The 10,773-nt window shown below is 60.2% G+C and carries 13 protein-coding genes; 5 read left to right on the top strand and 8 right to left on the bottom strand.

All coding sequences use genetic code 11. The annotated features are described in order from the left end of the window. A partial coding sequence (locus P9M14_16800; GenBank protein ID MDP8257405.1) for an alpha/beta fold hydrolase occupies positions 1-664 on the bottom strand: 664 nt, incomplete at its 3' end. A 146-nt stretch (positions 665-810) separates the two neighbouring features. Here P9M14_16800 and P9M14_16795 point away from each other — a divergent pair. Beyond that, positions 811-1,209, top strand: a complete 399-nt coding sequence (locus P9M14_16795) for a Rid family detoxifying hydrolase (GenBank protein MDP8257404.1) — start codon at positions 811-813, stop codon at positions 1,207-1,209. A gap of 22 nt (positions 1,210-1,231) precedes the next feature. On the opposite strand, the gene P9M14_16790 is transcribed toward P9M14_16795, so the two are convergent. From P9M14_16790 to P9M14_16775, 4 genes are read right to left on the bottom strand one after another with little or no spacing between them, the layout of a single operon-like run. Continuing rightward, positions 1,232-1,738, bottom strand: coding sequence for a DUF2752 domain-containing protein (locus P9M14_16790; protein MDP8257403.1), 507 nt, complete (start codon positions 1,736-1,738; stop codon positions 1,232-1,234). Continuing rightward, a complete protein-coding gene (locus P9M14_16785) occupies positions 1,735-2,154 on the bottom strand; it encodes a hypothetical protein (GenBank protein MDP8257402.1) in 420 nt (139 codons plus the stop codon). Before P9M14_16785 ends, P9M14_16790 begins: the two co-directional genes overlap by 4 nt. Before the next feature lie 56 nt (positions 2,155-2,210). Then, positions 2,211-3,611, bottom strand: coding sequence for a neutral/alkaline non-lysosomal ceramidase N-terminal domain-containing protein (locus P9M14_16780; protein ID MDP8257401.1), 1,401 nt, complete (start codon positions 3,609-3,611; stop codon positions 2,211-2,213). A gap of 19 nt (positions 3,612-3,630) precedes the next feature. Next, the gene (locus tag P9M14_16775; GenBank protein MDP8257400.1) at positions 3,631-4,479 is read right to left on the bottom strand and encodes a MoxR family ATPase; all 849 of its coding nucleotides are present in this window, start codon (positions 4,477-4,479) and stop codon (positions 3,631-3,633) included. 89 nt (positions 4,480-4,568) lie between these two features. On the opposite strand from P9M14_16775, the gene P9M14_16770 reads away from it, so the two are divergent. Genes P9M14_16770 through P9M14_16760 form a run of 3 tightly spaced genes read left to right on the top strand, consistent with a single transcriptional unit; the run spans position 4,569 to position 6,223 of the window. Then, complete coding sequence (locus P9M14_16770) at positions 4,569-4,850, top strand: hypothetical protein (protein MDP8257399.1); 282 nt, start codon at positions 4,569-4,571, stop codon at positions 4,848-4,850. Continuing rightward, positions 4,847-5,743, top strand: a complete 897-nt coding sequence (locus P9M14_16765; protein ID MDP8257398.1) for a methyltransferase domain-containing protein — start codon at positions 4,847-4,849, stop codon at positions 5,741-5,743. Before P9M14_16770 ends, P9M14_16765 begins: the two co-directional genes overlap by 4 nt. Before the next feature lie 3 nt (positions 5,744-5,746). Next, complete coding sequence (locus P9M14_16760) at positions 5,747-6,223, top strand: hypothetical protein (protein ID MDP8257397.1); 477 nt, start codon at positions 5,747-5,749, stop codon at positions 6,221-6,223. Positions 6,224-6,237: 14 nt separating this feature from the next. Here P9M14_16760 and P9M14_16755 read toward each other — a convergent pair whose 3' ends face one another. Continuing rightward, positions 6,238-7,203, bottom strand: coding sequence for an endo alpha-1,4 polygalactosaminidase (locus P9M14_16755; protein MDP8257396.1), 966 nt, complete (start codon positions 7,201-7,203; stop codon positions 6,238-6,240). 19 nt (positions 7,204-7,222) lie between these two features. Between P9M14_16755 and P9M14_16750 the strand changes: the two genes are divergently transcribed. Further along, positions 7,223-8,524, top strand: a complete 1,302-nt coding sequence (locus P9M14_16750; GenBank protein MDP8257395.1) for an SGNH/GDSL hydrolase family protein — start codon at positions 7,223-7,225, stop codon at positions 8,522-8,524. Here the strand turns inward: P9M14_16750 and nagB are convergent. Together nagB and P9M14_16740 are read right to left on the bottom strand one after the other, a co-directional pair. Next, positions 8,521-9,336 carry a glucosamine-6-phosphate deaminase gene (nagB, locus tag P9M14_16745; GenBank protein ID MDP8257394.1) on the bottom strand — a complete coding sequence of 272 codons (816 nt, stop codon included), beginning with the start codon at positions 9,334-9,336 and terminating at the stop codon, positions 8,521-8,523. The two genes, P9M14_16750 and nagB, sit on opposite strands and share 4 nt — an antisense overlap. A gap of 115 nt (positions 9,337-9,451) precedes the next feature. Then, positions 9,452-10,771, bottom strand: a complete 1,320-nt coding sequence (locus P9M14_16740) for a methyltransferase domain-containing protein (protein MDP8257393.1) — start codon at positions 10,769-10,771, stop codon at positions 9,452-9,454. Positions 10,772-10,773 lie beyond the last annotated feature (2 nt).

Genomic DNA, 10,773 nt, shown 5'->3' with positions numbered 1-10,773 from the left:
GCAGGTGCGCGTTGTTGAAGTAGAAGCCCGCGCCGCTCATTAGTTTGCCCACCAGGTCGATCGGGAACGTCGAGTCGTCGGACGAGACCAGGCGCAACGGATTGACCGCGTAGGTGTGGTGCAGCAGGTAACTGGCCAGCCTCAGCAGCCGCAGCCCTCTGCCGAAGTGGTAGGGGCCGGCGATCGAGATGAATCCCGCGACGTTGTCACAGACCTGCGGATCCAGGCTGTAGAGGATCGTGCCTCCCAGGCTGTGTCCGACAATGAACAGCGGGCCGTCATTGTGCTGCTCGATGTAATTGATCAAGGCAGGCAGGTCCTGGGACACGTACTCATCGAACGAGGAGGGTGCGGCAGCTCCGAGCTCGCGCGACAGTCCGTGCCCGCGCAGATCGGCCAGCCAGACGTCGAGCCCGGTCTCGGCAAAGTAGTTGGCCGGGCTGATCGTCGGCAGATCGTAGGTCAAACGATTCTGGCCCAGTCCGTGGATGCACAGCAGGTTGGCTCCGACCAGCTTTCGGGAGTCGGTGTTGTAGGCGCCGATCTCGGCGCGCTGCTTGTGGACCAATGCCAGCGGTGTGCCATCGTCGGTCTCGACGCGATTTATCCTCTCGCACAGCATCAGGCTGCGCTTGCCGTGAACGATCCTGCGCGTTGCCGTCAATCCGCCCCCTACCCCTGCGATGGTTGATGCAAGCTAGCATGCAAATCTCAACGCGGTGTGTCAATCCTCTATTGGACGGTAGTGCTTGACAGAGTGCTTTGGGGCTGACGATCATCGCCGACACGTACGCACTACAGGAGAAAGCGATGGAGAAGCACGGCAAGCATCCGCTGCACACCGACCAGGCCCCGGCGGCGATCGGCCCGTACAGTCAGGGAGTGGCGGTGGGAAGGTACGTCTTTACGTCGGGCCAGCTGCCGATCGACCCGGCAAGCGGAACAATCCCCGAGGGGATCGAGCAACAGGCGCGCGTGGCCCTGGCCAACGTATCCGCCGTACTTCAGGCCGCGGGCTCCGGCCTTGATCGCGCGATCAAACTCACGGTGTTCATGACCGACATCGCTGAGTTCGCCGCGTTCAACGCGGTCTACGCCGAGGTCTTCGAGGCTGCCGGAGGATCGTTCCCCGCGCGCTCGGCGCTGCAGGTGGCAGCCCTGCCCAAGCCCGAGGCCCGCATTGAGATCGAGGCCGTGGCCACAATCTGATCCGCGACTGGAAGAAGTTTGATCAGATGTTCGGCGGCCAGGGGATTTTCCCCTGGTGCACCAGCACCAGCCGCAAGATGCCGTGTGCCAGGTGCAGCACCAGATAGACCACCAGGATCGTGATCGTCAAACTGGATGAGAACAGTTTAATTTTGAGCGGCCTGATTATTGCCGGCACGCTGAGCAGCCAGCGAAAGAGCATCAACAGGTAGAGCACTACCGCCGAAGGGTTGAAGGTCCAGGCTGTGTTGAATTGCCCATGCCCCATGGCCACAAAGGCCCGCGTGCTGCCGCATCCCGGGCAGGGCAACCCGGTAGCGCGATGGAACCCGCAGGCGTCGAAAGGTGCGCTGTTGAACACCGGTATTAAAAGCGTTGAAAGAATTACACCGCCGAACAAGATGAAGTAGATCCACTCGTCCGAGGCGCGCTTGTCCAGCACGAAAATTCGGCGCGAGAGCCAACCGCTGCCCAACGGTCGTTCGATCTGTTCGGCCTTGATCGGCCGCTGGGCATAGGGCTTGCTCATCGCAGGCGTTCCAGCAAAGAGCGGTCGAGGCGGATCGTGCTCAGGACGCCGTAGTCCGATACCACGTTTGAGGGGTCGTCGAGCAACAGTTGGAAGCCCGCGGCAAACAAGCGGATCGTCTCGCGCTGGGCAACAAAAAGCGCCTGTTGAGTTGCGACGCCTTCGTCGTTCTTGGATTGAAGCAACAGCACCAGGAAGCGGCGCTCGCCCGATTGGTCGGAGAATGCGTCGAGCACGATCTGCTCCAGCGGTATCCGGATCATCCCCTGTTCGGTGTCGATCTCGAGCACGCCGTTGCGCGGATCCGAGCTCTCGATTATCACCCGCCAGCTTGACGGTCCCTGCCCGGCCAGCAGCTGCTCGCTGTTGCCAAACAGCAGTTGGGGCGTCGCGGCGCTTTGAAGCGCGCAGAGCATCAGCAATGTAGCGGTAAGGATTGAGCCGAGCAATAAGCGCTTTGGGAATAGCAAGGTCAGGGTAGCTGCGCGAGCAGTTCCTTGGCCGCCTGGAGCACGATCGCGCCGGTTTGGGGTCCGAGACTGGCGCCGCGCTCGTATTTGTAGGTCCGGTCCTCGAACTGTGCGGGAAGCATCATGTATCCCAGCTCGTCGTTGGCCAGGGTGAACACGAAGCGGTACGGTGCGTCCATCGCCGCCTTGAGCTCCCAGCCGATGGAGGGGAACAGCTCGCCGGGCACAAGGGCGATCTGTGCCGGACCCAGGCTGACGGCATGCACTTCCGAGCCGATCAACTCCTGGCCTTCCTCGACCTTGGTCGGTCGACCCTCAAGGCTCAGCAGTCCGTTGCGGTACATCATGTTGTACATCGCGTTGTCCACCGGCAGAAAAATATCGCGGCTGTTGTGCTTGATGATGATTGCGCCGGGACCAAACGGCTGGCTGTTATCCAACGCCCGATCGACAGTGTCGGCCAGCACCTGCCCCAGCTCGTCGATCCATTGTACGCGGTCGTCCAGGTCGTAATCACCGCGTTTATCCCAGCGGTTGGGATACGGGATAACCATTCCGCCTGCCGCATTGGAGACGAACATCGCCACCCCGCCGCTGCGTTGCTCAATGGCGTCGTAGGCGCGTCCCGGGAAGTCGGCGCTCACCCGATGGTTTTTCTGAAACAGCGCCTCGGCGTGCATCGCCCAGTTAAACAGCGTGGCGATCGTATTGCCCTGGGCGTCGACTGCGCGGATTGCGCTCAGCTGGTGATCGAAAGTGCTTTCATCGTCGGGGAACCACAAGTTGGCGGCCCAGCCCGCGGGCACGTCGGCCGAGCCAAAATGTAGCGTGGCAGGCACCGCGTCGCGCACTGCGCGATCAACGGCCACGGCAGCCAGGGTCAGCATCCGCTGGTGATATTGCGGCTCGACCCCCGAGTCCAGCGGCAGCACTACACCCGGACCCCAGAGGCCGACGGTGTCAGGACCCTGATGGTTGTGGGTGGCGATAACCATGATTTTATCGCCGTGCAGCGGCGCCGCGAGCTCGCGGATGCGCTGTACGTCCATCAGTCCCAGGCCCACGACATCGAGGGTCAGCAGCACCAATGCCTGGCTGCCGTCGTCAATGTAAAGCGCCCGTGCCCAGATCGGATCGAGCATTCCGCGGCTGATGCGTCCCGGGCCGAAGCCCGCGATCCAGACCCGGAAGCCGTAGGGTGAAATGTCGACTTTTGATGCGCCGACCATCAGCCGCGACTCGCCGTTAAGGCCCTGAACCGCACGGTCGAGTCGCTGTTCGATTTGGGGCAGACGCGACAACGGTCGCTCGGGATGGATGCGTCCGGCCTGGCAGGCGCACAGCGCGCTGATCGCCAGTGTGAGCGCCAACGGCATACAGAAGCGTTTAATACGGTTGCTCATCAGACGCATGAACATCCCGTTAAGAGTTTCTGTCGTCCCCCAGAACGTTGCGAGCTATCTGCATGTCCTGGCTCTTTTTGAACAGCACGCCGAGGTACGGCAAAGAGGAGTCGCGTTTGAGCACATCGGCGTCGAAATCCGGCTCCGCGAGCAGGGCTCGCACCCAGTTGATCAGCTCGCGCGTGCTCGGCTTCTTTTCGATTCCGCGGATCTCGCGCACACGGTAGAACGCGTCAATGCTGAGTTTGGCGAGCTTGCGCGGGATGTCCGGGAAGTGTGCGGACACGATCCTGCTCATGAACTCCGAGTCGGGAAAGGCGATGTGATGGAAGTTGCAGCGCCCCAGGAAAGGATCGGAGAGGTCTTTTTTAGCATTGGAGGTGATCACGATCACCGGTCGATGGAGGGCGTGGATCGTGCGATCGACCTCGACGATGTCGAACGACATCTGGTCCAGAACATCGAGTAGGTCGTCCTGGAACTCGCTCTCGGCCTTGTCGATCTCGTCGATCAGCAGTACGACCTTATGATCGACGGTAAATGATTGGCCGATCTTGCCCATGCGAATGTAATCCTCGATGTTGCTCACATCGCGCTGGCTGTCGCCGAAGCGCGCGTCGTTGAGGCGGGTCAAGGTATCGTACAGGTAGAGCGCGTCGACGGCCTTCATCGAGGACTTGACGTTGAGCACGATCAACGGAATGCCCAGATCCTCGGCCACGGCATGGGCCAGCAGGGTCTTGCCCGTGCCCGGCTCGCCCTTGAGCAGCAGCGGCATCTCCAGCCGGATGCTGACGTTGACGATCTTGGCCAACTCGTGATCGAGGATATATTTGCTGGTGCCTTTAAACTCTTGCGCCGGCTGCATCATTCCTCCTTGGAGTGGGCGAAAGATAACATGCGGCGATATCCGCGGCAATCGCGTGACCGGCTGCCGGGCTGTGCTATTATCGGCCGATGGCCCTGACCGTAATTCACATCGATAACCGTAAGATGCTGTGCTCGGCGTTGGATCAGGGCGAGCTGAGCCGTCTGTACCAGCGCGTCAAACACAGCGGCGTGCTGGATCGAGCGAAACCATCCGATGATTCGGACCTGCTTCAGCTTGGATTGCAACCGGTCGGACCATTGCGCATCGACCTTGGCAAGACCGTGCTGATCCTCTGGGGATCGGGCCGGGAGCTACGATTTTACACGCCCGAGGAATACAACGTGCTTACAGGGCAGGACGAGGATTGACGCAGAAGGTTCCCATTGTGCCGCCATCGCGCATCTGCCCGTTGTGCCGCGTTGAGACGCCGCGCCGGGAACGTCTGCGCAAAGGTAACTATCGCCTGCTCGAATGCGGCGAATGCGGGCTGGTATTCACCGACCATCAGCCGACCGTTGATCAGCTCGAACAGCTCTACGGCCGCGACTACTTCCAGGGCGGAGGTCTGAACGGCTATTTCGACTTCAATCTGTGCCTGCGGCAGGACCGGATTAACTTCGTCCGGCGGTTGATAAAGATCGAGCGTTTCGTGCCCGGCGGCAAGTTGCTCGACGTGGGGTGCGGCACGGGACTGATCTTCGAGGTGGCCGGTCCCCAGTGGGAGATCTGCGGGGTGGACATCTCGTGCTACGCGGTGGAGCTGGCGCGTTCCCGCGGACATCAGCAGGTTTTCTGCAACGACTTTTTCACCCTCGATTTGCCCAAGCTCAGCTTCGATAGCGTGATCTGTTGGGGATTCCTCGAACACCTTCCGCAGCCCGCCCTGCTGCTGGAAAGAGTGCATCAGCTGCTCAAGCCCGGCGGCGTGATTAACATCGTCGCCGGCGACGTGGGCAGCGCTTTTGCGCGGCTGTGCGGCCAATTTTGGCACATCTACACACTGCCGGAGGTGCTCGAGTTTTTCTCGGTGACCACCCTTTCGAAAATGTTGAGCCAAAGCGGATTCAGTGTGGAACACGTTAGCCACGAGACCAACTTCTACACCCTGGACTATCTGGTCGAACGTCTCGCCCGTTCGCTGGGCACCCCGATCTGGCGCCGACGCCGCCCCGATAAAATGATAAAATTGCTCAACCGAATCGTGCTGCCCGTGAACTTTGGCGACAGCATGTCCGTGATCGCGCGTAAAGCCCAGGAGTGATCCATGCGCAACCGACTGTTGGTAATCGTACTACTGTTGTTGATGACTGCGGCGTGCGCTGAGAACGACGTTGAACAGGAAGATGTCGTCATCGAGGACTGCGCGCTGGATCTGAGCGGCACCGAGGTGATCATCTATCAATACACCGCCTGGGATGTCGCCGGCCTTGAGCGCACATACGGCGATTTCGAGTTCAACGTACAGGGGTTCGAGGGGACCGATTGGCCGGTCACATCGACCCAGAAGTATTTATTGCGCGGCTCCTATTTCTGGGAGGGTCCCAGCGGCGTGTCGATCGGTCTGACCGGCAACTTCGAGCGTTACGCCTGCGACCAGGAGCTTGTGGCGGGCGAAGGATCGTTTGAGATCGCGATCGAGATCACATCGCTGGAGAGCACTCAAAACAGCCTGGTGCTGGGGATCACCGACCCTGAGGACAGCGAGACCCTGCGCGGCATCGGACTGATCGAGCCCCAGTAAGGCCGACGGGTTTATCAATCAGGTTCGTGTCCCAGGTCGATCGTCAGCTGTTCCAGGTCACGTTGCGAGCTGTACGGCACGTACCCGTGTTCCAATGCCATCCGATAAAACCGATCGACGTTGTCGCTCTTTCGACAGTAATCAATCGCCAGCACGATCAGCCCACGCTGTAGGTACAGATCGAGCAGTTCAACAGTCCACTCAACGTCGTCAGCAGGCTGTGGGTCGTCGCCGTCAAAGAACGTATCCTCCGCGCCCACACCGTCGATTATCTCCAGGTACTCTGGCTCGAGCTCAGCCAGTTCCAGGCCGTTTTGTCCCAATACAATAAAATCCGGGTTGACCTGCCTGGCCTGTTGCGCGATACGATCGACGAAGCGGACCATCTGATCCGCCGCATCGTCTTTTTGGTCGAGTCCCTCGGGACCCCAGAATTCATAGGCGTCGATGATGTCGAGGTACACTCCGTCGAAGCCCATATCCATGATCCGTTCCAGGTAGCCGTTTTGCCCGAGAATCAGCCGCTGCCAGCCGTCCATCCAATAGCGCACCTTGTAATTTCCGGTCCAGTCCGGATTCTCCGGTCCGAGCCAATCCGGGGGTTGGTCGAGCCAGTCTTGATCCCAGTAGAAGCGATAATCCTCGGCCTCGCCTATGCTGAGATAGGCCAGCGCCAACTTGTCGCCGCCCGCAGAGGCGCGTAGATCGGCGATCTGTTCAGGGCTCCATTCGCCGGACTCCTCGCCGCCCTGCGAATAATCGATCACCGCCAGGTCAAAGGCGCTGTTCCCCAGTTCGAGTAGATCGATATCGGAAAGCCAGTATGTCCAGTCGTCGACAGCGGACAGATCAATGTCGTCACCATCGTATCCGTCATCGTCGTCATCATCCTGGTCGCCCGAGCAGCCTGGGATCGCCAGACAAGCCAGCAACAGCAGCAATGCGGTTGAGGCGATAAAATCTGCTATATTCGTCGGCAATTGATCCTCCGGAATGCTGATGGAACCAACCGCACAACAACGACTGGCATCAACTACTCTTACAAGCTGCGGCCTGCTGCTTTTAGTGGCGGCGCTGTTGTACAACCCGTGGTTGCTGCGCGCCGTGTTGCCCTCCGGCGTGATTGTACCGCAATTGACACAACTGGTGCCCAGCATCATCGGATTGGCGCTGAGCGGACTGTCCTTGCTGTTGATTGCACGGTTAATCGGGCGATTGCGTATTGGAGCTTGGTTGTTTGAGCGTAAAAGATCGCTCGACCTGTTGTTGTTCGTTGCCGCACTGCTCGTTCCACTGATGGTTTCCGAGCTCTATTTGCGACCCTTTGCCCAGTTCGCGCGCAAGACAACGATCTTTTTGCCCGACCACGAGCTGGGCTGGAAGCTGCGCCCCGGCGCCGTTGATACGTGGGCCAGGGTCGATGTGCGGATCAACGCCAAGGGATTGCGCGGTCCGGAGCTGGAATACGCAAAGCCCGTGGGCGTCAAGCGCATACTCTACCTGGGCGATTCGCTGACCTTCGGCTACGGCATCCGTTCATACGGGTACACCTTCGCCTACCAAGTCCAACGGCTGCTCGCGCAGTCACCGGACTGCCGGGTGCAGACGATCAACGCCGGAGTGGACGGCTATTCGCCTTGGCAGGAGCTGATCTACCTACAGCGCGAGGGGTTGAAGTACGACCCGGATCTGGTGGTGCTGGGATTCGTGCTCAACGACGTTGTGGAGAAATACGTGCTGACCCGTTACGGCGGAACGGGAGTCGGCTTCCAGCTGATGCAAAGCTACGTCTCGCTTACCGATCGGCTGTGCAACATAAGCGGCCTGATGTATTTTGCACGCCGGCTCAGTGCGCGCATCCGCTTGGGCGAGGATGTGCAACGCGGCGCACAGCAGCAACAGCTGTTACAGATCCGCGACCTGATTCGCAACCCCAACGATCCCCTCGTGAAAAAGGCCTGGGCCGAGACCCTTGCCAACGTCGACGGCATCGTCAGGCTTTGCAAGGAGCGCGAGATTGCGCTGTTGATCGTGGTCTTCCCGTTCACGATCCAGTTTCAGGACATGCAACAGATGAACGAGCCGCAACTACGGATGATCGAATACGCCGGGGAGCGCGGGGTGCCTGTCATCGACATGTTGCCGTTGCTCGCGCAGCGCGCTGAACAGTCCGGCCTGACAATTGATCAGCTGTTTCTCGACGGCTGCCATCCGTCGCACGCCGGCCATCGGATAGTGGCCGAGATTATCGCGCAGAGGTTAATGGATCAGGGACTGCCTGCCGGATGTCCGCGACGCTAGACCGGATTGGATTTGCGGCTCTGGTCTAGGCGATATTCAAGCAGCTCGGTCGATGCGGCGCGGTCGATCAGCAGGTGGCACTCGCCATTGTACATTTGCAGGGAAGAGGCCGGAACCATCGAGTCGACCGGTCCGCGCAGCATGTTGAACACCGCCTCGGACTTGCTCGATCCGGTGGCCATCATCATCAGTTGTTTGACCTCGAGGATGTTGCCGATGCCCATCGACAGCGCGTGTTGCGGCACCTGATCGAGGCTTTCAAAAAAGCGCGCGTTGGCCCGACGCGTGTCGTCGGTGAGCTTGATCAGTCGACAACGCGAGTCGATCGTGCAGCCCGGCTCGTTGAATGCGATGTGCCCGTTACGGCCGATCCCCAGCAGCATCATGTCGATCCCGCCCAGCTCCTTGATCGCCCGCTCGTAGCGGAAGCAGCTCTGCATGTGGTCCTCTACCGGTCCGCTGTAGCAGTGCACTTGGTCTTCGGGGATGTCGATCTGCGAGAACAGTTTCTGAGACATATAGTATCGGAAAGAGTTCGGGTCGTCCGGGCCCAGTCCGATGTACTCGTCGAGCATAAATGCGTGAACCTTGGCAAAGCTGATCTGTTTGGCTTGATAACGACGGATCAGCTCGCGGTAGACCGGCAACGGCGTCGACCCGGTGGCGAAGCAAAGCACGGCATTCCCGTTCTTATCCTCGATCGTTTTGGCGATCAGGTCGGCCCCGTGGACCGCGAGATCGTCCTCGTTGTCGAGCAGAATCATCTGGAAAATCTTACCGCTGGCAGCGACGATCTTCATGCGCTCGCTCATGGTGAAAGCTCCTGTAAGGCGGTCTGGAAGAGGTCGATCGCGCAGGGAGACTCGCGCGACTGAAAAAGCTAACTAACACAGTGCCGGTTGAATGTAAATCAGCCGGCAGTTGATCTTAGAAGCGGACCGAGTAAGGCAGATAGACCGGCCCGCTGAGTCCGGGCTTATCGTTGCCCACCACCAGTTGGACCGCCGGCTCGTGGACGTCGAGTGGTACCGGAGGCAGCGGCGAGGGCTTGTCGCGGTCCCACAGGCCCAAGGTCAGATCGTAGGTCCCGGCGCCCAGGTTGAGCATGCCGAAGGTCAGCTCGAGATCGTTGAGCCCCTGCGGGTCGGCCAACGGCAAGTCGACCCTGGCCACACAGTTCCCCAGATCATCCTCGAACGTCGCGCGGAACACCACGCCGGTGCGGCCGCGGACCTCGATCTTGGCGCTGATCAACAGGGTCTCGCCCGATTTAAAGGCGTCCAGCGGCGTGCCGTACATGTTATGCACCTTGATATCAAGCAACCTCGCGCCAACGGGACCCTCGTCAAAGGGTCGTACGTAGCGCCCGTTTTCGCGGAAGCTCTTGAGCGGATCGTAGATGTATTTGCTCCACAGCGTGGCGGACAGCGGCGACTTGACCAGTCGTAGCGCCACGAGCCCGGCGCGCTGTTGCACAGAGTCGGCCAGCTGCTCGCGGTCGATGTGAAAATCGTCCTGGTCCAGCTCGTAGTAAACCTTCCAGTAGCGCTCCCAGTGCTCGAGGTTGTGGCGACAGAACGCGACCTGTTCATCGCGAGGCATTTGGCGCCACTTATCTCCGTCGAGAAAATCATGCTCGCCGAAGATCAGCGCCCGCTCCATGTGCAGGCCGGTGGGCGTCAGTATCCGCTCGCGCAGGCTGTACTCGTTGTAGTGCCGCTGTAAATACTCCTCGCCGTGGGCGTCGTTGAACTCGATGTGCTCGCCGTGGTTGAACGGCACTGTGATAACCGCCAGGCCTCCGGGCGCCAGCACGCGGCCGATCTCCTTGGCGATCACCGAGTCCTCGAAGGGGATCGTATGTTCCAGAGTGGAAACGCAGAGCACACGGTCGAAGCGCCCGCTCTCAAAAGGCAGCTCCCGCGCGTCGGCCGCCTTGAGCGAGAGGTTCGCGGAAGGGAATCCCAGCCGTTGGCGCAGCAAGTCAACGTAGTGCAATACCTGCTCGTCGGCGCTCTTGAGATCCGAGGCGATGACTCGGCAGCCCTTGTCGGCCAGGTAGAGCGATGTCGCGGCCACGTGTCCGGCACCGATCTCGAGTACCTCCTGGCCGGGCTGCGCATCGAGCAACGACAGGGCCAGCGGGTATTCGAGCCAACGAAAGTAGTTCAGCCGGCGCTCATGCTCTTGCGTGCCGAGGCGCTCGAGGAAGTCATCGAACTTTTGGGGAGTGATATCGGGCTGCATTG

This window comes from Candidatus Alcyoniella australis, from assembly GCA_030765605.1.
Taxonomy (GTDB): Bacteria; Lernaellota; Lernaellaia; order JAVCCG01; family Alcyoniellaceae; genus Alcyoniella; species Alcyoniella australis.
The sequence above is the reverse complement of the archived record's forward strand: the minus strand, read 5'-3'. Positions and strand labels throughout refer to the sequence as shown.

Bases quoted from the DNA above. Each gene is read 5' to 3' on its own strand.
- P9M14_16760 (MDP8257397.1), top strand. From the start codon at position 5,747: ATGCGCAACCGACTGTTGGTAATCGTACTACTGTTGTTGATGACTGCG.
- nagB (MDP8257394.1), bottom strand. From the start codon at position 9,336: ATGAGCGAGCGCATGAAGATCGTCGCTGCCAGCGGTAAGATTTTCCAG.
- P9M14_16785 (MDP8257402.1), bottom strand. From the start codon at position 2,154: ATGCTCTGCGCGCTTCAAAGCGCCGCGACGCCCCAACTGCTGTTTGGC.
- P9M14_16780 (MDP8257401.1), bottom strand. From the start codon at position 3,611: ATGAGCAACCGTATTAAACGCTTCTGTATGCCGTTGGCGCTCACACTG.
- P9M14_16770 (MDP8257399.1), top strand. From the start codon at position 4,569: ATGGCCCTGACCGTAATTCACATCGATAACCGTAAGATGCTGTGCTCG.
- P9M14_16775 (MDP8257400.1), bottom strand. From the start codon at position 4,479: ATGCAGCCGGCGCAAGAGTTTAAAGGCACCAGCAAATATATCCTCGAT.
- P9M14_16790 (MDP8257403.1), bottom strand. From the start codon at position 1,738: ATGAGCAAGCCCTATGCCCAGCGGCCGATCAAGGCCGAACAGATCGAA.
- P9M14_16750 (MDP8257395.1), top strand. From the start codon at position 7,223: ATGGAACCAACCGCACAACAACGACTGGCATCAACTACTCTTACAAGC.
- P9M14_16795 (MDP8257404.1), top strand. From the start codon at position 811: ATGGAGAAGCACGGCAAGCATCCGCTGCACACCGACCAGGCCCCGGCG.
- P9M14_16740 (MDP8257393.1), bottom strand. From the start codon at position 10,771: ATGCAGCCCGATATCACTCCCCAAAAGTTCGATGACTTCCTCGAGCGC.